The 21,579-nt window shown below is 36.5% G+C and carries 18 protein-coding genes, 1 tRNA gene and 1 pseudogene; 16 read left to right on the forward strand and 4 right to left on the reverse strand.

The genetic code is table 11. The annotated features are described in order from the left end of the window. The first annotated feature begins 9 nt into the window (after nucleotides 1-9). The 7 genes from THC_RS03500 to THC_RS03530 all read left to right on the forward strand — a co-directional run bounded on the left by THC_RS03500 (nucleotide 10) and on the right by THC_RS03530 (nucleotide 8,325). Nucleotides 10-630 (forward strand): zinc ribbon domain-containing protein, encoded by a 621-nt coding sequence (locus tag THC_RS03500; RefSeq protein WP_068513415.1) that lies wholly within the window; start codon nucleotides 10-12, stop codon nucleotides 628-630. Nucleotides 631-762: 132 nt separating this feature from the next. Beyond that, on the forward strand, nucleotides 763-1,758 hold the full coding sequence (locus THC_RS03505) for a right-handed parallel beta-helix repeat-containing protein (RefSeq protein WP_068513418.1): 996 nt from the start codon (nucleotides 763-765) through the stop codon (nucleotides 1,756-1,758). A 4-nt stretch (nucleotides 1,759-1,762) separates the two neighbouring features. Next, nucleotides 1,763-2,215, forward strand: a complete 453-nt coding sequence (locus tag THC_RS03510; RefSeq protein ID WP_068513421.1) for a choice-of-anchor Q domain-containing protein — start codon at nucleotides 1,763-1,765, stop codon at nucleotides 2,213-2,215. A gap of 413 nt (nucleotides 2,216-2,628) precedes the next feature. Beyond that, entirely contained in the window at nucleotides 2,629-3,609 is a 981-nt protein-coding gene (locus THC_RS03515; protein ID WP_068513424.1) for a PD-(D/E)XK nuclease family protein, read from the forward strand. 625 nt (nucleotides 3,610-4,234) lie between these two features. Continuing rightward, entirely contained in the window at nucleotides 4,235-5,386 is a 1,152-nt protein-coding gene (locus THC_RS03520; protein ID WP_068513427.1) for a DNA double-strand break repair nuclease NurA, read from the forward strand. Between the two features lie 2 nt (nucleotides 5,387-5,388). Further along, nucleotides 5,389-7,161, forward strand: a complete 1,773-nt coding sequence (locus THC_RS03525; RefSeq protein WP_068513430.1) for an ATP-binding protein — start codon at nucleotides 5,389-5,391, stop codon at nucleotides 7,159-7,161. Between the two features lie 36 nt (nucleotides 7,162-7,197). Beyond that, on the forward strand, nucleotides 7,198-8,325 hold the full coding sequence (locus tag THC_RS03530; protein ID WP_068513433.1) for a Druantia anti-phage system protein DruA: 1,128 nt from the start codon (nucleotides 7,198-7,200) through the stop codon (nucleotides 8,323-8,325). 232 nt (nucleotides 8,326-8,557) lie between these two features. Here the strand turns inward: THC_RS03530 and THC_RS03540 are convergent. Then, nucleotides 8,558-10,118: pseudogene (locus tag THC_RS03540) on the reverse strand (AAA family ATPase). Between the two features lie 299 nt (nucleotides 10,119-10,417). Between THC_RS03540 and THC_RS03545 the strand changes: the two are divergent. From THC_RS03545 to hisH, 3 genes are read left to right on the forward strand one after another with little or no spacing between them, the layout of a single operon-like run. After that, the gene (locus THC_RS03545) at nucleotides 10,418-11,335 is read left to right on the forward strand and encodes a radical SAM protein (RefSeq protein ID WP_068513438.1); all 918 of its coding nucleotides are present in this window, start codon (nucleotides 10,418-10,420) and stop codon (nucleotides 11,333-11,335) included. A 7-nt stretch (nucleotides 11,336-11,342) separates the two neighbouring features. Next, nucleotides 11,343-11,906: an SMC-Scp complex subunit ScpB gene (gene scpB, locus THC_RS03550; protein WP_167344317.1), complete on the forward strand. Its 564-nt coding sequence runs from the start codon at nucleotides 11,343-11,345 to the stop codon at nucleotides 11,904-11,906. Then, nucleotides 11,903-12,529 carry an imidazole glycerol phosphate synthase subunit HisH gene (hisH, locus tag THC_RS03555; protein ID WP_068513443.1) on the forward strand — a complete coding sequence of 209 codons (627 nt, stop codon included), beginning with the start codon at nucleotides 11,903-11,905 and terminating at the stop codon, nucleotides 12,527-12,529. The genes scpB and hisH overlap by 4 nt, the downstream gene beginning before the upstream one ends. A gap of 2 nt (nucleotides 12,530-12,531) precedes the next feature. On the opposite strand, the gene infC is transcribed toward hisH, so the two are convergent. From infC to THC_RS03570, 3 genes are all read right to left on the reverse strand, one after another. Beyond that, nucleotides 12,532-13,056, reverse strand: a complete 525-nt coding sequence (infC, locus tag THC_RS03560) for a translation initiation factor IF-3 (protein WP_068513446.1) — start codon at nucleotides 13,054-13,056, stop codon at nucleotides 12,532-12,534. 102 nt (nucleotides 13,057-13,158) lie between these two features. Continuing rightward, nucleotides 13,159-15,084 (reverse strand): threonine--tRNA ligase, encoded by a 1,926-nt coding sequence (gene thrS, locus THC_RS03565; RefSeq protein ID WP_068513450.1) that lies wholly within the window; start codon nucleotides 15,082-15,084, stop codon nucleotides 13,159-13,161. Between the two features lie 37 nt (nucleotides 15,085-15,121). Beyond that, a tRNA-Val gene (locus THC_RS03570) sits at nucleotides 15,122-15,196 on the reverse strand. Between the two features lie 217 nt (nucleotides 15,197-15,413). Here THC_RS03570 and THC_RS03575 point away from each other — a divergent pair. The 6 genes from THC_RS03575 (at nucleotide 15,414) to THC_RS03600 (ending at nucleotide 21,542) form a co-directional block, all read left to right on the forward strand. Continuing rightward, nucleotides 15,414-16,040 (forward strand): class I SAM-dependent methyltransferase, encoded by a 627-nt coding sequence (locus tag THC_RS03575; RefSeq protein WP_068513453.1) that lies wholly within the window; start codon nucleotides 15,414-15,416, stop codon nucleotides 16,038-16,040. Continuing rightward, nucleotides 16,037-16,702, forward strand: coding sequence for a TIGR04283 family arsenosugar biosynthesis glycosyltransferase (locus tag THC_RS03580; protein ID WP_068513456.1), 666 nt, complete (start codon nucleotides 16,037-16,039; stop codon nucleotides 16,700-16,702). Before THC_RS03575 ends, THC_RS03580 begins: the two co-directional genes overlap by 4 nt. Before the next feature lie 104 nt (nucleotides 16,703-16,806). After that, nucleotides 16,807-17,244, forward strand: coding sequence for a rhodanese-like domain-containing protein (locus tag THC_RS03585; RefSeq protein WP_068513459.1), 438 nt, complete (start codon nucleotides 16,807-16,809; stop codon nucleotides 17,242-17,244). Further along, entirely contained in the window at nucleotides 17,244-19,310 is a 2,067-nt protein-coding gene (gene arsS, locus THC_RS09480; RefSeq protein WP_082706263.1) for an arsenosugar biosynthesis radical SAM (seleno)protein ArsS, read from the forward strand. The genes THC_RS03585 and arsS overlap by 1 nt, the downstream gene beginning before the upstream one ends. Further along, on the forward strand, nucleotides 19,261-20,928 hold the full coding sequence (locus THC_RS03595; protein ID WP_068513462.1) for a VTT domain-containing protein: 1,668 nt from the start codon (nucleotides 19,261-19,263) through the stop codon (nucleotides 20,926-20,928). Before arsS ends, THC_RS03595 begins: the two co-directional genes overlap by 50 nt. Beyond that, the gene (locus THC_RS03600; protein ID WP_068513465.1) at nucleotides 20,916-21,542 is read left to right on the forward strand and encodes a TIGR04282 family arsenosugar biosynthesis glycosyltransferase; all 627 of its coding nucleotides are present in this window, start codon (nucleotides 20,916-20,918) and stop codon (nucleotides 21,540-21,542) included. Before THC_RS03595 ends, THC_RS03600 begins: the two co-directional genes overlap by 13 nt. The last annotated feature ends 37 nt before the right edge of the window (nucleotides 21,543-21,579 follow it).

Consider the following 21,579-nt stretch of genomic DNA (forward strand, 5'->3'; position numbering starts at 1 on the left):
GAGGGAATTATGCGTAAAGTTTCAGGAGGATTACTGGGAATAGTGCTTTTATGCTTTTTTCTTCCATGGATAACTGTTTCTTGTAACAATAATAAGATTTATAGTTTTTCTGGAATTAACTTAGTTATGGGAAAAAAGATACAGTCTCCTGACGATCTCTTTGGCCCATCTAAGAATTTAAACAAGAAAGAATCAGCTAAGGAAAAAATTGTCAGGGAATGGAAAGCGATAATAGCATTTTTAGCTGGAATTGCTGGAATTTTAACTTGTTTTTTAATTAAGGCAAATCGCGTGCAGGGAATACTCACAGCTGTCTTTGGATTTCTTGGAGGTATCTTTCTTTTTCTCTTAAAGAATAAATTTGATAGTGAAATGAATGAAATTATTACGAAAAGTGCAGGGATGATAAATGTTGAGTATCATTTTGGTTTCTGGGTATCACTGTTACTCTTTTTTGTAGTAGGTATTTTGAATCTCTTATCATTTACAAATGTATTTGACAGATTACTTCCTGGGAAAGTTTTTAATAACCTGCCTGCATCACCTCGCTGCAGTAAGTGTGGAGCAGAGGTTTCACCTGATGACAAAGTCTGCAGTAAATGTGGACATTCCTTGAAAGAAGAGACTTAAATGTTAGGTATGGTATGTAGAGAAAAATTTTTTAAAAATATTAGGGCAATAGATTTAACGGTAAAGATCCATAAACTTGTGGATTAAGGGCTGTGTAATTGAAAGGTTTTAAAGAAAATAGGAGGTAGATGGATGAGGCGAGGTAACTTTTTAGCCCTGATTTGGGCAGTTTTATTTTGCCTCTGGTTGGCTGGGTCTGCGATAGCTGCAACCTTTACCGTGAACACCACTGAAGATACTCCTGATGCAAGACCGGGAGATGGCACCTGTGCTGACAGTAGTGGCAGATGTTCTTTGCGTGCAGCGATAATGGAGGCAAATGCTCTGGGTGGCGGGCCCCATACTATTATCTTGCAGTCAGGACAAACTTATAATCTTTCCCTTGATCCAAATAAAGGAGATGAAGCCTGGGGTTCAGAGGATGATCTTGATATAGTTGCCGTTATAACTATCCAGGGAAATGGGGCAACAGTGCAGAGAAATCCTGTTTTCAATTGCACAGACTATGGCAATATAGGAGCATTTCGCATCTTTGAAGTGATGAGTGGAGGCGAGCTTACAATTAAAAATTTAACGATAAAAAATGGCTGTGATAAAGATGGAGGCGGAATTAAGAATGCCGGAAAACTTAGCATCATCAGCTCTACGATCACGGGAAATAGTGCAAGCTACGACGGAGGCGGAATCTACAACTCTGGAACACTCACCATAACAGGTTCAACTATATCAGGAAATAGGGCGTTCTACTACGGAGGCGGAATCTATAACTCTGGAACAATCACCATTACAAGCTCAACCATATCTGGAAATAGTGCATACGGCTCCGTTCCCCCCGAAGGAGGCGGAATCTATAACACCAGAACTGGAACACTCACCATCACAAGCTCCATTATAACAGGAAATAGTGCAGGTAAAAACGGAGGCGGAATCTATAACTCTGGAACATTCACCATCACCAACTCCACTATATCAGGAAATAGTGCAGACTGGCGTGGAGGCGGAATCAGTAACTCTGGAACACTCACTATCACAAGCTCCACTATATCAGGAAATAATGCAGGATTTTTGGGCGGCGGAATCTATAACGATTATGGAACACTCACCATCACCAATATCACTTTATCATGAAATAATGCCAAAAAAAAGTGGAGGAGGAATCTATAGCCGTTATGGAACTTTAAATGCAACTTTTATCACTGTTGCCAAAAATAATGCTCCAGAAGTTAGTGGTATTTACAGCATCGCATCAAGTGATAGAGTTAAAATCAAAAACTCTATAATTGTAGATAATACAGGAGGATCAAATTGTTATGGCGGTATCACTGCCTTAGGAGTTAACTTTGCTGGAGACACTTCTTGCGGTTCTGGCTTTAGATTAGCCTCTCCCTATCACCTAAAACTTCAACCCCTTGCCAACAACGGTGGCCCCACTCAGACCCATGCCCTTGACTCTGGAAGTGTTGCCATTGATGCAGTTACCGACTGCACAGACCTGAATGGCAAACCAGTTACCACCGACCAGAGGGGAGCTCCAAGACCCCAGGGAACAAGCTGCGATGCCGGAGCTTTTGAATTCGGAAAATAGATATAATATACCTTGTTAATTTCCTCTATGAGGGAACACTCTTTTGTCCAGATAAAGAGGTTACGAGGGCAGAAATGGCCATCTTCTTATATAGAGCCTTTGGAGGCGGAAGATAATTTCTAATATGGGGCAGACACTCAGGTCTGCCCCACATCTTGATACACATAACAGGGAAACACAGAGGTTTCCCCCTACAAAACAAAGGGTCAAAAGGTATTATCCAGCTTTTAGGGGTTTAAATTTTAAAGCCTTATAAGGGTTCAAGATTTTGAATCTCTACAAATTATAAATAGATTAAAGAGGGATCATGTCCTTTATTCTTTTAATTGATTTTTTTAAAATTAGCAAAGGGAAATATGAATCTTGTTTTTTTTCATTTTTCGTTTAAGTTTAAGAATTAAGGGGGAATTTTTATGCAAAGGGCTAAAAAAAGTGTCATATCCAAAGTAGCCTTAAAGGAAATGTTAATTCGGGATCTCCCTGAACTTTTGAAGGAAGATCCCCTTCTTAGGGATTATGTAGCAAGTCTTTTCAAAGAAAATTTTGCAGAAAAAAGAACCACTGAAGAAGAGATCAAAGCCCTTTTAGAGGAAATTAAGAACCTAAGAATTGAAAGTGAAAAAAGATGGGAAGAACATTCAAAGAGGTTTGAGGAGCAAACTCAGATTCTGAAAGAGCATTCAAAGAGGCTTGAGGAGCATTCAAAGAGGATTGAAGAGCAAACTCAGATTCTGAAAGAACATTCAAAGAGGCTTGAGGAGCAAACTCAGATTCTGAAAGAGCATTCAAAGAGGCTTGAGGAACATTCTCAGATTTTGAAAGAACATTCAAAGAAGCTTGAGGAACATTCTCAGATTTTGAAAGAACATTCAAAGAGGCTTGAGGAACATTCTCAGATTTTGAAAGAACATTCAAAGAAGCTTGAAGAACTCTCTCAAGGCAATAAAATCCTGATGGAAGAAATCCTTGCCTTAAGAAAGAGACAGGATGTGCAGATTGGTGCCCTCGGGGCAAGATGGGGAATTAAATCAGAGAAAACCTTTCGCAATGCAGTAAAAGGGCTTCTTGAGGAAACCTTTGGGGTTAAGGTAGAACATTATGAAACAACTGATTTAGAAGGTGAGGTCTTTGAAGGTTTTCCTGGAAAAAGGGTTGAAATTGACCTTATTATTAGAGATGGTGAGCTTATTGTAGCTGAGATTAAATCTTCCGTTAGTCCTGCTGATGTCTTGCTTTTTGAGAGAAAGGTAAAGTTTTTTGAGAAAAAAGAAGGGAGAAAAGTCACAAGAAAGATAATAATTTCACCTATGATTGATGATGAGGCAAAGAACTTTTGCAAAAGTCTTGAGATAACCTTTTACACTGATGTCCCTGATAAAGAAGAAGGATTATAAGAGAAGCAAAAAATTTACAAGTTTTAGTTGAAAAGTATAGAATTCCTTTGTCAGATTTATCAGATTGTTTTGGAACAAGTGGTCTTTTAAATACTACTAACAATTTAGCAGAAATTTTTGCAGATGGATCTGTATAACTACTTGGATAGGTTTTGATCCTTCCAAGAAAAAATAAGAGAAGTAAGAGGTAAGAGTAGGGGAAGCCCTTTTGTGTTTGCCAAATCTTAGTCAATCTGTCCAATAATTTAAAGGAACATATAACAGGCAAACGCCACAAAGGGGAAAACACATAGGTTTGCTTTTACTAAAAAAGCCAATTTAAAAAGAGGCAAATCTTAAGTCTCAAAGGATAGAGACGCATACAGTAACATAGGCAATCTTGCCTGTGGAGGTAAATTACACTCCAATGTATGAAAGAAACACAGACAAGAATGTCTGTGCTACAACAGACCCACAAAAAAATTCAAGGGGTATAAAATTTTAAACCCCTACTATTTAAGTCTCAAAATACCTGGACACATACATGTTCTTGACAAGTTTAAAATGAATATTTATAATATAAAAATAAAGTCTATGAATTGTAGAGATATGAAAACTTATAAAATTTTGATTGAATCGTAGATGTATGGAGAAAGTGGATCAAATTTCCTTAGCTGAATTACCTGAGGCTCTTGTTGAAGAGATGCTCTTAAAAAGTGAAGCTATTGGAAATGTGCTTTACAATTCTTTGAGGGAAATCCAGGAGAAAAAAACTGAAATACGGAAACAATTGCAAGAAGGGAATATCTTGAAACGGGATTCAGAAGTTGGTTATCCGGGGATACCTACAACTTGTGGTGTAGATGGTTCTTATGCAGTGGATAGACTTCTATCAACTGATCTTGCTGCTTGTGCGGCAGTTGCAATTGAAGGATTAACACCACCTTCTGAAAAAAGATTCTGGGAAAAACCTCACCACAGAGTCTTTATTCATCCAGAGAAGCACGATCCAGACACAGCCACAGTGCTCAGAGGATTAATGATGGAAATGGAACTTGAGCTTGCAGTAAAAGCTCCTCATGATATAGTTTTTTTAGACGGTTCTCTTACAACACCTTTGATATATATGAATCAGGCAATAAATAAAGTATTAGAATGGGAAAATGAAGGAGTTATTACAGAAATAGGTAAAGAGTTAAAGAATAGATTTCGGCAGTTTCTTACTGATTATAAAACCATTTTAGAATCCGCAAGAACCGACAAATTATGGGTAAGTTTACCTAAATATACTACAAAAAGAGAATTAGGTAAAATGTTTAATTGGCCGGCTAATTATGATGACCGAGCTATCTTGACATACATTTTATCTCCCGGTGAATTTACTTCTCCAATTCCTTTAGAAAAACCTTTACAACCATGGCATTTAAAAATTCCTTTTAATGACAAAGAGCTTGAAAAATTAAGAGACGAAATTATTTCAGCAATGAATAATATTTATGTTATGTATTACAGATCTCATAATTGGAAACCAGTTTTCAGGATTGAGATGGCATCTTTTATTGCCAATGATATTTCTCGTATAGCGATCTTGCTTCAGGGCCTCAAGTATCAAACTGGAACACCCGGAATAATAGAACCCTATCCTCTTTATATAGCAGACAGAATGGTAAAACATCTTAGTAAGGCTGTATCTGCTTCAAGACAGACAACTACCAGAAGAATGATGGAATTACACAATGGGGATATTGGAGAGATTTTATTTGGCATGCACAATTATAGAACCGAAAGCGGGAGATGAATATGAGTAATCAAAGAATAAATATAGAACAATTAATCAGCACCTCTGAGAAAATTGGAACAATAGGTTCTCCCTCTTCTACCAGTGAACTTTCCTTAGATATTCTTGGCACTGCTGTTGGGAAAAAATTAGTAGGTGAGCTTGCATTTTTTAGATTTTTTCAAGATGGGAAGCCACATTATGCATTGGGACAAATTACAGAAGTTCAACTACGGAATATCTGGCTTGAAGATCCTACAATGAGATCTCTTGCAAGACAGAGGGGTCAGGTCAATCCTGTTAGTGGACAACAAGATACCCACCTTGGAAATATGACAGTAAGTGCGGTATTCAGTGACAATGGAAATAGATTTGAACCGAGTATTTTAGGAACTGTTCCAGCTACAGGGACTTTTATCTATTTAGCAACTGACGATATTTTAGATAGGTTGTTAGAACAATATAGAAAAGAGATATTTTATTTGGGTCATGTTTATGGTTCAAAACCAAAGCTTCCACTCTGGTTCAAGCATTTTGGGACAGGAGCACACGGAGCTGGCGAGGCTTATCACATAGGGATTTTTGGTAAAACTGGTTCTGGTAAGTCTGTTTTGGCTAAGATGATTCTCCTTGCTTACGCAAGATATTCTGATATGGCTATATTTATTATAGACCCACAGGGTGAATTTTCAAAAGACGCCCGAGGAGAAATGAGAACAGAAGGATTCTCCTTAAATTTATCCAAGGCTCTTTCACATTTGAATAAGAATGTAATTATTAAAAGTGTCAAAAATTTAGTTTTGGATAGATGGCTGCTTTTTAGTGAAATTCTTTATGAATCACTATTCTTTGAACGTCTATCAATTCCAGAGGGAGAAAATCGAAGAATAGCCTCCGAAGTTTTAGCAGAAAAATTACAGGAGAAAAGAGTTAGATTAGAGGATTTACATAAACCTGAATCTTTTAACTATGCCTGGGAAACTCTCGGTGATAGCAATGTTCAAATGCTATTCTACAGGAGCCAGGAATCTCGCAATAGATTCAACACAGTTTATAAAAAAGCAAATAGAGATGAATTTTATAAAAATTTCTGGTTACCAGTAACTGAATTATTCAAAAAGGACCGTCCTAATGCTGTTAGTGTAGATGAGTTAATAAAAGAAACTTTCAAGATGCAAGAAGTAAATCTTTTTGGTATTCAAAGACCAGTAGTAATTGTAGATTTGTCAAAAGAGATGGCTACCGGCCTTTTTTGGAGTGATACGATCCAGGCATTGGTGATAAAGAGATTATTAGATGGGTTAACATATTTAGCCGAAAGGGCTTACCAAGAAAATAGATTTTTAAATACACTTGTGATATTAGATGAGGCCCATAGATTAGCCCCAAGGGAAAAAATTGAAAATGAAAAACAAGATTCAGTAAGACTTTCACTTCTTGACGCAGTAAGAACTACAAGAAAATATAGACTTGGATGGATGTTTATAAGTCAGACTTTATCAAGTTTACATAAAGAGATTATTAGTCAATTAAGAATCTTCTTTTTTGGTTTTGGTCTGTCTCTGGGTTCTGAATTTATGTCCTTAAAGGAAATTGTTGGTGGTGACCCTAATGCCCTTAAACTCTATCAATCCTTTCGTGACCCGCACTGTGCCTTTGACTTAGCCTCAAGACAATATTCTTTTATGACTATTGGTCCTGTCTCACCTCTCTCTTTCGCAGGAACACCTTTATTTTTCACAGCTTTTAACACACCAGAGGAATTTCTAAAGGCAAATAACTTAAGATATGAATGAAAAGTCTTTCTATTAGTAGTTAACAATCCTGAAAAAATGGATTCACAAGAACTAAAAAATAAAATTATTCAGGCTTTAGAGGAGCAGGGATTTAAAATAAATCCTCATTTAAGACTATCAGAAGTTAACAAAGTTATTTATCGTCAGGTTCAACAAAAAGCAAAGTTTGAGCAAATATTGAAACATAAAAAATTTTTAATAAATTCTATAAAAAAAGTGACAAATTATTGTAGAAATGGGTCTGAAATTATTCCCGGGGAAATTTCTTTAGAATTAAGAGAAGTTAAATCAGGTTCTATTGAAGAAATTTTATTTAAGTGGTGGAATTTAATCTGGTGGAGTATTCCATTTCAACGATCATATGGTCGTCAAATGAGATTTTTGATGTGGGATACAACACATGATATGCCATTTGGTTTAATATGTTTGCAAAGTCCTGTTCTAAAAATGTCTGTTCGTGATAATTATCTCGGCATATCTAAGGATGAATTAGATATATGGGTAAACAAGTCATTGAATGCCCAACGAGTTGGAGCTTTACCTCCATATAATGAACTATTAGGTGGAAAAATGGTTGCTCTTGCTCTGACATGTAATGAAATCAGAGAGGCTTATAAAAAAAAATATGAAAATAGTATTACAATTCTTAAAGGAAGAAAATTAGAACCAGAACTTTTATTTATTACTACCACAAGTGCCTTTGGAAAAAGTAGTTTATATAATCGATTAAAATATAATGATGAAATAGTAGCAAAAAGTTTGGGGTATACACGAGGTTCTGGAACATTCCATATTCCAGAAAAGTTATATCAAGAACTTGTAAAATTTTTATCTCTAAAGGGTATCAATACTACAAGAGGATTTGGGAATGGGCCATCAAAAAAACTTAAACTAATAAGTCTTGCTTTAAAATATCTTGGATTATCTAAATTTGAATATCATGGAATTAAAAGAGAATTCTATTTATTTCCGCTTGTGAAAAATTTAAAAGAAGTTATTAGTAAAAAAGAAGAACCTATCTGGTATGACAGACCATTTGAGAAACTGGTTGATTTTTGGAAGGAAAGATGGGCATTACCAAGAGCTAAAAGAGTCCAGAAGTGGAAAAATTTTGATAAAAATAAATTCTTTTATGAAGTTGAGAGACTTTTAATGGAGTTATAATAAAAAATTTTTTGAATATGAACTTTTTAATATAGATAATTCTTTTAAAGTCATGCCAAACCCAGAAAAATCTTCAGCAAAGAGGGTAGTATTATAAATTTTAGTTTTCGTATAAAAATGAGGGAGGATTAAAATTAAGTCAAAAACCTTGGTTAATTTTAGAGAAATTTTGGTAAAATGCCCTTCTGGAAGCTCCCCAAAAACTAACCAGGAAGGCAAAGATAAAAAGACTTTAATTTAATTTTTCCCAGAAAAAGCCCTTGATATTCCTATCCCCTGAAGAAAACTCTATCCCTATAAGATAAATCTCTTTGAATGAACCCTCATACTTCTTATGATACCCCTTCTCCTTAAGTTGAACTAAAGCTTTACCCTCTCCCCCCTCTCCCCCCTCTCCCTCAACCACCTTGAACTCAAAAAGATAAACCCTATCCCTATAGAGCACCGTCAAATCTATCTGACCCTTATTCGTTATATCCTCAGGGATCACCTCAAGCCCTGACCCACATAAAAAGGCATAAAAACAACTTGCATAATACCCCTCATAACGAGAAAGCTCATTCTTCCTGAACCAATCATGGGGTATCCCTGCATAAAGACCCCTCAAGAACCTTCTTCATCTTCTCAAAATCCCTCTCCCTCACTGCCTCAATCATCTTAAGAGATAGCCTTGGTCTTTCTGAACTGAGCTGAGTAAAATAAGAAAAAAGAACTCTATTTAAACTAATCTTTACCTCTTTATTCGGATAAGAAAGCTTATAGAGAATTAACCCTTCCTCTTCAATAGTTTCTTTAATGGTCAAATAACCCACCTGAAAGAGAAGGTTTTCTGGCTCAATATAGTCAAGGTCAAAGGTGCCAATAAGGTCATCAGTTGCAGTAAGGTCTTCAAGCTCGGGAAGATAAAAACGTTTCTCAAGAAGAAGTTTCATAAGAAAACTTGGAGTCCCAGTTTCAAACCAGTAGGGGTGGAATTTTTTTTCCTCTAAATAGAGAAGGATATCAAAGGGATTGTAGAGAGGCTCCCCAAGCCAGGAATAACCATTATACCAGCATTTTATAAGCTTTAAATCCTTATCTTGCAGTTCCTCTCTGAAAACCTCTTCAAGTTCCTCTTGAGTGTATCCACAGATAGTTGAATACTCCTTGCTTAAAGTAATATCTCTTAACTGATTTAGACCTGAAAAAAGAGAAACCTTTGAGAATTTTGAAACCCCTGTAATAAAGACAAACTTTAAATAAACATCGGCATCCTTTATAACCCCATAGAGATTCTTTAAATGCTCCCTTAAGGTTAAACTTAGTTCCTTGTTTTCTATGCGATCAAGAATGGGTTTGTCATATTCATCTATCAGAACTACAACCTTAGTTTTATATTTTTCATAGGCCTTTTCAATAAGATCCTCAAAAGAAGACCTATAATCAGAGGAATCTTCCCAATCTATTTCAAGTGTTTTATAGTTTTTCTTAAGAATTTTTCTTATCCGCAAAAGGAAATCTTCTTCACTTAAGATATTGCCAGCACCAAAACTTATGTGAATAACAGGATACCTGATACTCCAGTCCCAGTTCTTCTCAAGATAGAGCCCCTGGAAAAGATCTTTTCTTCCGAGAAAGGCCTGCTTAAGGGTGTCCACAAAAAGGGATTTTCCAAATCTCCTTGGGCGGGAGAGAAAATAGTAAGTTCCCTCTTCAACAAGTTTTGCCACAAAAGGTGTCTTATCCACATAATAATAGGGTTCACTTCTAATCTTTTCAAAACTTGAAATCCCGGTGGGAAGTTTTTTCTCCATAACTTTATTTTAAGGCCTCTTTTTTAAAAAATCAATGTTAGCTTTTACTTATACAATCTCCTTTTTAACTAAGGAAGCCCTATGTAGGATTTAAAATTTTAAACCTTGTAAAAGTTCAAGATTTTGAACCCCTACATTAATGCAAAAGAACACATAACAGGCAAACACATGGGTTGTCCTTACAAAATACAGGTTTTTTTCCTATAACCGAAGTAGTAAAAAAATCCTTTTAAGTCTCAAAAGATATGGACGCATACAAAATCTTGGCAAAAGAGGGATTGAGGTTTATATTTTATAGCATGGCTATTCTTTTTGGCCCTGTTAAATCAAGGCGCCTTGGTTTATCCCTCGGAGTTGAGCTTGTTCCCAAAAAAATCTGCTCCATGGATTGTCTTTATTGTGAAGTGGGAAAAACAGATACACTTACTTTAATCAGGGCAGAATATATTCCCTGGGATGAGATTGAAAGGGCCCTTTATCTTGCTAAAGAAAGGGAAGGGGAATATGATGTTTTAACTTTTACAGGAAGCGGGGAGCCAACTCTCAATATTCATTTTGAAAGGGCCATTTATTTTGCTAAAAGTCTAATTAAAAAACCCATAGCTGTTTTAACCAACAGTAGCACCATTCACCTGGAGAGTGTCAGAAAAGCCCTGGCTGAGGTAGATTTAGTGCTTGCCTCTCTGGATTGTGCATTAGATAAGTCCTTCAAACTTTTAAATAGACCAGTTAAAGAATTAAAGCTCTCTACAATTATAGAGGGTTTAAAGGGCCTTCGCGAAATAATGAAGGGCGAGCTTTGGCTTGAGGTCTTATTTGTAAAGGGAATTAATGATCAACCTGAAGATCTAAGGGCTTTAAAGGAGGCTATTTCCAAAATTAAACCCCATAAAGTCCAATTAAATACAGTTGTCAGGCCTCCTGCCTATAGGATAGCTCAACCTCTTACTTTTGAAGAACTTGAAAGAATTATGGTCTTCCTTGGAGAAGGTGCTGAGATTATTACTCCCAAAGAGAAGATATTAAAACCTCTGGGTATTAAGGAAGATTTAAATGAGAAAATCCTTGATTACTTAGCAAGAAGGCCAGCTCCTCTCACGGAGCTTACAGCCATTTTTGGTGAAAATAAAGAATTTTCAAGAATCTTGGAAGAGTTAGTTTCTGCAGGAAAACTTAAAAGGGTCCTCCATCAAAAAGAGATATTTTATTCTACTTAAAAGTTCGGTGAGTTCTTTGACTTTTCCTCAAGAGCAAAGAAGTTTATACAAAAAAATCATTGAGGCCTTGCTTTTTTGTGCAGGGAAACCTCTTAAGATTAGAGATATTCAAGGAGTTCTTGAAAATATCTCCCCATCTGAGATTGAGAATATTCTTGAAGAATTAAAACTTGATTATAGTAATAGAGGCTTAAGAATTGTAGAGGTAGCCAATGGCTACAGGGTTGAATCTGCTCCTGAGGTTTCTGAATATTTAAAGAAATATTTTCAGCCTCAAGGTATGAAATGGACACGGGCCCTTCTTGAAACCTTAGCTATTATTGCCTATTTTCAGCCTATTTCAAGGGCAGAAATCTCAGCCAAAAGAGGTGGGGTAGAGGTGGGGCCCTTTTTAAAAAGTCTTCTTGAAAGAGGCTTTATTAAAATAGTTGGAAGAAAAGCTGTTCCTGGAAGGCCTGCTCTTTATGGCACAACTTCTTTTTTTCTTGAATATTTTGGGTTAAAATCTCTGGAAGATTTACCACCCCTCGGGGAAATGGAAAAACTTCTTCAAAAGGAGGAGGCAGAATGATAGGTATCGTTGATTATCAGGCAGGTAATTTAACCAGTGTAGCAAGAGCCCTTGATTATCTTAAAATTCCGTGGGTTATAAGTTCTGATCCAGAAAAACTCAAATCCTGTGAAAAAATTATTTTCCCTGGAGTAGGGGCTGCCTGTTCTGCAATGGAGAGTCTTATTAAATTTGGACTTGACGACTTTTTAAAAGAGGCCTTCTATAAGGGAGTCCCGATAATGGGAATTTGTCTTGGCACACAGATCATTATGGAGGAAAGTGAAGAAGATGGTGGGACAAAAACCCTTGGACTCATCTCTGGTAGAGTGCTCAGGTTTCCCTATCCCCTTATTGAGGATGGTAAGCATTTGAAGGTGCCTCATATGGGATGGAACAGTGTTTCCTGGCTAAAGGAACACCCGCTTTTAAAAGAAGTTGAGCCTGATTATGAATATTACTTTGTCCACAGTTATTATCCTCAGCCTGAAAATTCAGATATTGTTCTTGGTGTCACATCTCATGGAATAACCTTTCCCTCTGGTCTGGCTTACAAAAATTTGGTTGCCTTTCAATTTCATCCCGAAAAAAGCGGAAGACCCGGGCTAAAACTGATAAAAAATTTCTATGAATGGAAGGTTTAGACCTATTTTTTAATAGGCGCTAATACAGCAATCATCTGTCTTCCTTCGAGCTTGGGTGGAGACTCTACCTGAGCTACTCCTTCAACAGCCTGAAAAATAGCGGCAAAGACTCTATCTGCCATTTCAGGGTGAGAAAGCTCCCTTCCTTTAAAGACAACCCTTACTTTAACCTTATTTTTATCCTCAAGAAATCTTAAAATGTGTTTAATTTTTACCTCTAAATCGTGTTTATCTGTCTTAGGGCTTAATTTTATCTCCTTTACCTCCACAACTGCCTGTTTCTTTTTAGCCTCTTTGGCTTTTTTTGCCTCATGGTATAAAAATTCACCAAAATCCATGATTTTACAGACAGGTGGAGTAGCAGAGGGTGCAATTTCAACCAGATCTAAGCCATATTCCTCTGCCATGCGTAAGGCCTCCCTGAGGGGGACTATCCCTATTTGTTTTCCCTCTGGACCTATCAAGCGAACCTCCTGAGCCCTAATTTTTTCATTAACCCTATACTTGTGCTTTAAATCCTTTTGCATGCCCTCCTCCTAAATTAATTTTATCACCCCCTTTTGAAGATAGCTCTGGGACCTTTAAGCTGTATCTTTTGATAAAAACTGATAGTAAAACGCTGAGTTTCATCAAGAGGATAGGGGTTGACTTTCAGCTTTGAGACTTTGCAGAAAATCAGCCAGACTTACACCCTGCATAACTTCACCTGATCTTTTCCTTATGCTAAGGCACTGAACTTCCTCTTCTTTATCGCCAAGGATGATCATGTAAGGCACCTTTTCAAGCTGAGCAGCTCTAATTTTGTAATTGATCTTTTCGCTCCTGAAATCTCTTTCCACTCTGAAACCTGTTTTTTTAAGTTCTTGAGTTACCTTTTCTGCATAGGGGATATTTCTATCTGTCAGGGTTAAGACTTTGATTTGCACAGGAGCAAGCCAGAAAGGAAAGGCCCCAGCATGATGTTCAATTAGAACGCCAAAAAACCGCTCTAAGGAACCAAGAAGGGCTCTATGAATCATGATGGGCCGATGAAATTGATTGTCCTCTCCAACATAAACCAGGTCAAATCTTTCAGGAAGATTAAAATCCACCTGAATAGTTGAACATTGCCAGAAACGCCCAAGGACATCTTTTATTTTAAGATCAATCTTTGGACCATAAAAAACTCCCTCTCCAGGGTCTATTTCATAGGCCAGGCCTTTATGCTCTAAGGCCATCTTAAGGGCCTCTTCAGCTTTATTCCAAATCGCAGGTTCTCCAACAAATTTCTCTGGCCTGGTTGAGAGATAAATCTGATACTCATTAAACCCAAAAAGTTTAAGAAAATAAATCACCAAATCTAAAACCTTTATTAATTCTTCTTCCAACTGGTCTTCTCTACAGAAAATGTGAGCATCATCCTGAGTAAAACCTCTAACCCTTAGGAGCCCGTGCAAAACTCCACTTCTTTCAAAACGATAAACTGTTCCCAGTTCACATAGTCTTAAGGGAAAGTCTCTATAGCTTCTTCTTTTTTGATTGTAAATATAAATGTGAAAGGGACAATTCATGGGTTTTACTTGATAAGTGCGATTTTCCAGTTCCATAGGTGGAAACATATTTTCCACATAAAAATCCAGGTGACCTGAGGTCTTCCAGAGGTCTCGTAAGGCAAGATGGGGGGTATAAACCAGCTGATAATCCCTTTTCAAGTGTTCCTCTTTCCAGAAATCTTCAATTATTTTCCTCACAAGAGCCCCTTTAGGAAGCCAGATAACAAGGCCGGGCCCGATGTCTTCCTCAATGGTAAAAAGTTCAAGTTCCTTTCCAAGTCTGCGATGATCCCTTTTTTTGACCTCTTCTAACCAATTGAGATAATCTTTAAGAGCCTCTTCAGTAAAAAAGGCCGTGCCATAGATTCTCCAGAGCATGGGATTTTTCTCATCTCCCCTCCAGTAAGCTCCTGCAATTGAGAGAAGTTTTATAGCCTTTACCTGTCCTGTTGAAAGAAGATGCGGGCCTCTGCAAAGGTCAATAAAATCCCCTTGAGTATAAATGCTAACTCTTTCATCGGGAAGTTCTGTAATTAATTCAAGCTTAAAGTCTTCATGTATCTGGGAAAAGAGCTTTATAGCCTCCTCTTTGGAGAGCTCTTTTCTCTCTAAAGGCAGATTTTTTTTAATTAGTTCCTTAATTTTTTTCTCAAGCTTTTTTAAATCCTCCTCTGTAAAAGGTCTCTCAAAGGCAATATCATAATAGAAACCATCTTCTATAGCTGGACCAATGCCAAGTTTTGCTCCTGGAAACAACTCTTTAACTGCCTGAGCCAGAATATGAGATGCGGTATGCCTTAAGACCTCTAAGGCCTCAGGGGAGTCCTGATAAAGAGGATCAAGTTGTAGCTCTTGAGCGCTATCAGGCAAAGGTGTATGCCAGTCATAAATCTCGCTATTGAGTTTAAAAGCCAGGGGTAGCTCTTGAGACTTTTTTAATTTTTTAATTTCAGAAAGAAGAACCTTGAGAGGCTGATTAGGTGGAAGTTGGAATTCTCCCAGATTTTTGATAAGAATTTTCAATGTTTTCTTTTAAATCTCCTTTAGGTGTATATATTAATGGTAGGCGCGGGCGGGATCGAACCGCCGACCTCTTGCGCGTCAAGCAAGCGCTCTCCCACTGAGCTACGCGCCTTTCCTTGATAGCTATTTAAAATAACCAAAAAAATTCCTTTGTCAAGAGGGTGTATGCGTCCATATCTTTTGAGACTCTATAGGATTTTTCTGCCACCTTTTCTGGTTTTCCACCCTTCTTTTTTTGTGAAATGTAGAAATAATATAAAAGGATAAACTTGTAATTTGAAAAAAGGTGGATTAAATTTTTTTAAAAATTTGGAGCTAACTTTATTGCAATGACCTCTGTTTTTAACAAATTTTCCAAGGAATACGATTTATGGTATGAAAAAAATCAAGCGGTCTATATCTCAGAGATTTCAGCCATAAGGCCTCATTTAATAAGTGGCCTATCTCTTGAGGTGGGAGTTGGCTCAGGAAGATTTGCTGAACCACTAAAAATTGATTTCGGGCTTGACCCATCCTTTGAGATGCTTCGGCTTGCTAAAGATAGAAACATAAAAGTTGCAAAGGGAATTGCAGAAAAACTACCCTTTAAATCCGAAATTTTTAATGTAGTTTTACTCGTAGTAACCATCTGTTTTTTAGAGGATCCCGAGATGGCTCTAAAGGAAGTTAAAAGAGTATTACAACCAGGGGGGAGAATAATTGTTGGCTTTGTTGATAAAGATAGTTTTCTTGGAAAGATATATCTTGCTAAAAAAGAAAAAAGCATCTTTTACCGTGAAGCCAAGTTTTATTCTGTAACTGAAGTAAAGGCCTTACTTGAAAAAACAGGTTTCAAACCTAAGCTTTTTACCCAAACCATTTTTAACCCTCTTGAAGAGATTACCGAGCCTCAACCTGTAAAAGAAGGCTATGGTGAGGGAGGTTTTGTAGTAATTTCAGCTAAAAAGGTTGAATGAGATCCTCTCTCTCTGTAATTATCCCTACCCTTAATGAAGAAATTTATCTCCCCCTCGCTTTAAAATCCCTTGCAAATATTGAGCTTGATGAAGTAATAGTAGTTGATGGAGGAAGCGAAGATAAAACCCCGTTCATAGCTAAATCCCTTGGAGCAAGGGTAATCCAGAGTGAAAAGGGAAGGGGAGTTCAACTCAAAAAAGGAGTAGAAGTTGCCAAGGGTGATCTCCTTTTCTTTATGCATGCTGATTGCAGAATTCTTGACAGAATTAATTTAAAAGATCTATACAAAAAAGGTATAAAAGCAGGGTTCCTTAACTTAGTCTATGATGGAAATACCTTTTCCCTTAAAGTTCTTGAAAAATTGATTAATCTTCGAGCAAGGCTTCTTCACTTACCCTATGGAGATCAGGGGCTTTTTGTAGAAAGGGCTCTCTATGAGAAAACAGGAGGCTTTAAAGAATATCCCTTTCTTGAAGACTTTGACCTTGTTTTACGCTTAAGAAAAATTTTCCCACCCCAACCCTTGCCTGGTAGGATCCTTGTCTCTTCAAGAAAATTCAAGGCTTCATCACCTTTCTTAATAAGCCTTAAAAATAATTACATTCTCTTGCGCTTTTTATTTGGAGCATCTCCTGAAAATTTAAAAAAATTCTATAAATAGCTGAGAATTTTTAAAAATTTTCTATTTGACAAAATTAATTTCTATAGTTTATACTTTTATGTGCCTTTAAAAGGCAAAATAAAAACTTAAGAGGAGGTGCAGACATGAGAGGATTTTTAGTCAAGGTCTGGGGAGTTATGCTTTTAGGGCTTATGGCAATGCTTTTTATGGCCAAAGCCTCCTTTGCAACAAATTTTCTTGAACCGCAGGAATTCAAAAAATGGCTTGAAACAGGTAAGAAGGTTATCATTGTTGACATCCAGCCCCATGAGGACTTTGTAAAGCACCACTTCAAAGGATCAATTGAAACCAATGCCTTCCCCGCCAATAATGATGACCTTAAAAAAAGGATTGATAAAGCCCTTCCTATAATTATTAACTCAAATGATCCTGTGGTAATTATTTGCCCCAGGGGAAGAAGTGGTGCTCAGAATACTTATGATTATTTGAAATCTAAAGGTGTTCCTGAATCAAGACTTTTTATTCTCAAAGGTGGTATGGCTGGCTGGCCTTATCCAGAGCTTCTTGAGAAAGGAAAGTAATGGCTGTAGAATCTATTGTGCTTGAGACTTATAAAGGGGCAGCAAGGTCAAAAGAAGTAAAGCTTTGCTGTCCGGTTTCTTATACTCGTCCTGAACTATTGAAAATTATTCCTTCAGAGATTCTTGAAAGAGATTATGGGTGTGGTGATCCCACTCAGTATGTCCGAGAGGGAGAAGTGGTTCTTGATCTTGGATCTGGCTCAGGGAAACATTGCTATATGATAGCTCAAATTATAGGTCCAAAGGGTAAAATTATCGGGGTTGATTTTAATGATGAAATGCTTGCCCTTGCAAGAAAATATCAACAAGAGATAGCCAAAAAAATTGGCTATTTAAATACAGAATTTCGCAAAGCTCGCATCCAGAATCTCAAGCTCGATCTTGAAAAGGTTGATAAATACCTTCTTGAAAATCCTATAAAAACCTTTGAAGATTTTATTAAATTTGAAGAATTTATAAAATATCTTGAAGAAAATGAACCCCTTATTCCTGACAATTCTATTGATACCGTAGTTTCAAATTGTGTATTAAATCTTGTAAGAGATGAAGATAAAGAAAGGCTTTTTAAAGAGATTTATAGAGTTTTAAAACCAGAGGGTAGGGCAGTAATAAGTGATATTGTTTCTGATGAGGATGTTCCTGAACATTTAAAAAAGGATCCAGAGCTTTGGTCAGGCTGTATCTCTGGAGCCTTAAGAGAAGATAAATTCCTTGAGGCTTTTTTGAAGGCTGGCTTTATCAGTATAAAAATTCTTAAATATGAGGAAAAACCCTGGCAGGTAATTGATGGAATAGAATTTCGCTCTATTACTATTGAAGCTGTAAAGGGAAAAAAAGGGGCTTGTATTGATAAAGGGCATACCGTAATTTTTAAAGGGCCATTTATCAGGGTTGAGGATTCAGAGGGCCATCTTTTTGAACTTGGAAAAAGGGTTGCAGTTTGTGAGAGAACTTTTGAAAACTTAAAAAAATATGCTTATGATTTTTTCATTTTTATTGAGCCTGTGAAAAAACTTTCTCCAAGGCCTTTTCCTTGTGGTGAAAAAATTATTTATCGCTCTCCAGGGGTTACCAAGGGTGGAAAATGGGAGACCCATTCTACAAAAAACACCTGTTGTGTTCAAGAAGAGTTTAAGCCCTTTTCTGAAAAATTAAAGGAACTGGTGATAATACTCACTAAAAGGGATATAGAAATAATTCAGGTAAATGTGGGTTATAGGTGTAATGAAAGGTGCCTTCATTGTCACCTTTCAGCTGGCCCAAAGGGCCAGCTTATGAATGATAGAGTCTTATCTGCAGTCATAGAACTCATAAAGAAACACTCAGGAAAAACCCTTGACATAACCGGTGGCGCACCTGAACTTCACCCTCAAATAGTAGATTTTATTAATGAGGTCAAACCTTATACCAGAGAAATTTTGTTTAGAACCAACTTTTCAGCCTTACTTAACAAAGAAAATCTAATTGATTTTCTTGCTAAAAAGAAGGTAATAATTATAGGTTCCTTTCCAAGCCTTGAAGAACATAAAACAGACTTTTTCAGGGGCAATGGCTTTTTTAAAAAAGCCTTTTTAGCTCTCCAAAAATTAAATGAAGCGGGCTTTGGGAAAACACTTCCCCTTTATCTCATGATAAATCCTGTAGAACTTTCTCTTACAAGAAAAGAAGAGGAGTTAAGGGATGAATTTATAAATTTTTTTGAAGAAAAAGGGCTATCCTTTACCGATCTTTTGGTGCTCAATAATTTTCCTCTTGGAAGATTTAAAAGATACCTCCAGAAACAGGGAAAACTTAAAGAGTATTATCAACTTCTTTATTCAAATTTTAATCCTGAAACCTTAAATAAGATTATGTGTCTCAAATTAATAAATATTTCTCCGGAGGGATCCCTTTATGATTGTGATTTTAATCAGGCCTTAAAATTAAAAATTAAAACCCCCAAAAATGTTTTTGAACTTCTTGAAGTTGGGCTTAACTCTCTTGAAGGAAAGCCCATTCAAACAGGAGATCATTGTTATGCCTGCACAGCCCTTTATGGAACAGGCTGTTTCGGATCTCTTACATAACTGCACTGAATGTAAGATCTGTATAAAAGCCTGCCCTTTTCTTGAAAAATATGGCCTTCCTAAGGAGATAATTCTTCAGAGAAAAGAAGAGGTTTTTTATTGCACAAACTGTTCAGCTTGTAGTTTCCTTTGTAAAGAAGGGTTAGATCCTGCAGAGGCTCTCTATTTTCTGAAAGTTTCCCTTCTTGAAGAAGGTTCAACTCTTGGAGAAAAACTTAAAAAAAGTGCCCTTTCCTTTACCAAGAAAATTCATTCCTTTCCCATTTCTCACTGGGAAAAGGCTGAAAGAATTTTCTGGCCAGGATGTAGTTTATGGGGAACTTATCCCCATTTAATTAAAGAGTTATTAAAAATTTTAAATAAATTTTCTGATAAAAAAATAGTTTTGGTTCTTGATTGTTGTCTTGATCCTCTCTATCAAATCGGAGCTTTGGGGGAGACTAAAAAGGGCTGGCAGGAGCTAAATCAGAGATTTTTGGATTATGGCATTAATGAAGTAATCGTTGCCTGCACAAATTGTTATAAAATTTTTAAAAGATTTAGCAATAACCTAAGGGTTTTTCATATTCTTGAGATACTTCCTGAGGAAGAATTTCAAAATACCCTCAATAAGCCTTTTTTCCATCTTCCCTGTCCAGCCTTTAAGGAAATGGACTTAAAAGAAAAAATTGTAGAAAAATTTAAAGATAAAGTGGACAGGGTTTTACCTTATCCTTCTTGTTGTGGAGCAGGGGGTGGGGCCTATTTTAGTGAGGAAATTTCTGAAAGCTTCCTTGAAAAAACCCTTAAGCTTGCTGGTAAAAGACCCATTTTAACCTTTTGTTTTGGTTGCAAAAATCGTTTTCTTAAAAAGGGGGAAAGAGCCCTTCACCTGCTTGAAACCCTGAAAGGGATTAAGCCCCTTGAGAGCCATGTTTCTTCAGCTAAAAAATGGTTTAATCGCATAAAATTTTCTCTTCAGAGAAAAATTACAAGGCCAAAAAGCTTCTTTTTTCTTTTATTTTTTCTTTTGATGCTTATAAGCTTTTACTTTCAATGGAGAGGTTTTTTAAAGGCCGAAAATTTTGCTGATACTATTAAAGCCTTTTCTGGACATCCCCTTTCTATAATATTATATTTAATAATATATACAATTGCTCCAAGCTTTTTTATTTCAAGTCTTGCTTTAACTTTACTTGCAGGTTTTTTATGGGGTCCTCTCTTTGGAGGGTTAATAGCCTTAACAGGGGCAACCCTCGGAGCAACCCTTTCTTTTCAACTGGCAAGATATTTTTTTAGAGAGTCCCTAAAAACCCGCTTAGGTTTAGAAAAATGGAAATACTTTGATGAAATTACAAAAAAACACGGCTGGAAAGCGGTTGCCTTTGTAAGACTTTTTCCCCTTTTTCCCTTTCCCGTGGTTAACTATCTTTTTGGATTAACCTCAATTGATCTGAAAACCTATGTTATTTGCACCTTTTTCTTTATGGCTCCTGCAGGTTTTGCCTATACAGGCCTTGGCTTCTCCTTAAAAAGCATTCTCTTTGAAGGAAAGTTCTTTCCCTTATTTCTTGTTCTTGCCTTTCTTTTTACTCTCACTATTCTTTTAAGATATCTTTCCAAAAAATGGAAACTTTAGAGGCCTTAGGCCTTTTCTTCAAAATCCCTGAAAAGGGAAAAGTAAAAACAAGGCTTGCAAAGGATGTGGGGGAAGAAAGAGCTCTTGAAATATATAAAGAATTACTCTGGAAAACTGTAAAAATTTCTGAGCATCTCTTTCTTCAAAGAAGAATAAAGCTTTTTGGTTTTTACGAGGGTGAAAGATTAGCCCGGATAAAAAAATTTTTTAACTTAAATTTTAACTGGAATTTTCTTCCCCAGAAGGGTAAAGGTCTCGGGGAGAGACTGAAGAGGGCAGGGGAGTTGCTATTAAATTTTGGTTTTGAAAGAATAGTCTTTATAGGTGCTGATTGTCCTTTTCTATCCCTGGATTATCTCAAATCTGCCTTTGAGAGACTCAAGGATTATCCCGTTGTTTTTGGACCTTCCGAAGATGGAGGATATGTCCTGTTGGGATTTAATTTTCTTTTTAAAAATAGACTTTTTCTTTTATTTGATTATTTACCTTTTGAAACAACGAAACTTTTAGATAAAACATTAGAGAGACTGAAACCTGAAGATTTTTCTCTTCTTCCAACCCTTTTTGATATAGACACCTTTGAAGATTTTCAAAAATATTTAAAACTGACTTGACAAAGTTAAATTTTAGATTAAGTTTCAAGAAAAAATA

Source organism: Caldimicrobium thiodismutans (assembly GCF_001548275.1).
GTDB lineage: Bacteria > Desulfobacterota > Thermodesulfobacteria > Thermodesulfobacteriales > Thermodesulfobacteriaceae > Caldimicrobium > Caldimicrobium thiodismutans.

Excerpts from the sequence above, each read along its gene's own strand:
- THC_RS03500 (WP_068513415.1), top strand. The coding sequence starts at position 10 with ATGCGTAAAGTTTCAGGAGGATTACTGGGAATAGTGCTTTTATGCTTT.
- THC_RS03505 (WP_068513418.1), top strand. The coding sequence starts at position 763 with ATGAGGCGAGGTAACTTTTTAGCCCTGATTTGGGCAGTTTTATTTTGC.
- THC_RS03510 (WP_068513421.1), top strand. The coding sequence starts at position 1,763 with ATGCCAAAAAAAAGTGGAGGAGGAATCTATAGCCGTTATGGAACTTTA.
- THC_RS03515 (WP_068513424.1), top strand. The coding sequence starts at position 2,629 with ATGCAAAGGGCTAAAAAAAGTGTCATATCCAAAGTAGCCTTAAAGGAA.
- THC_RS03520 (WP_068513427.1), top strand. The coding sequence starts at position 4,235 with ATGGAGAAAGTGGATCAAATTTCCTTAGCTGAATTACCTGAGGCTCTT.
- THC_RS03525 (WP_068513430.1), top strand. The coding sequence starts at position 5,389 with ATGAGTAATCAAAGAATAAATATAGAACAATTAATCAGCACCTCTGAG.
- THC_RS03530 (WP_068513433.1), top strand. The coding sequence starts at position 7,198 with ATGGATTCACAAGAACTAAAAAATAAAATTATTCAGGCTTTAGAGGAG.
- THC_RS03545 (WP_068513438.1), top strand. The coding sequence starts at position 10,418 with ATGGCTATTCTTTTTGGCCCTGTTAAATCAAGGCGCCTTGGTTTATCC.
- hisH (WP_068513443.1), top strand. The coding sequence starts at position 11,903 with ATGATAGGTATCGTTGATTATCAGGCAGGTAATTTAACCAGTGTAGCA.
- infC (WP_068513446.1), bottom strand. The coding sequence starts at position 13,056 with ATGCAAAAGGATTTAAAGCACAAGTATAGGGTTAATGAAAAAATTAGG.
- THC_RS03575 (WP_068513453.1), top strand. The coding sequence starts at position 15,414 with ATGACCTCTGTTTTTAACAAATTTTCCAAGGAATACGATTTATGGTAT.
- THC_RS03580 (WP_068513456.1), top strand. The coding sequence starts at position 16,037 with ATGAGATCCTCTCTCTCTGTAATTATCCCTACCCTTAATGAAGAAATT.
- THC_RS03585 (WP_068513459.1), top strand. The coding sequence starts at position 16,807 with ATGAGAGGATTTTTAGTCAAGGTCTGGGGAGTTATGCTTTTAGGGCTT.
- arsS (WP_082706263.1), top strand. The coding sequence starts at position 17,244 with ATGGCTGTAGAATCTATTGTGCTTGAGACTTATAAAGGGGCAGCAAGG.
- THC_RS03595 (WP_068513462.1), top strand. The coding sequence starts at position 19,261 with ATGCCTGCACAGCCCTTTATGGAACAGGCTGTTTCGGATCTCTTACAT.
- THC_RS03600 (WP_068513465.1), top strand. The coding sequence starts at position 20,916 with ATGGAAACTTTAGAGGCCTTAGGCCTTTTCTTCAAAATCCCTGAAAAG.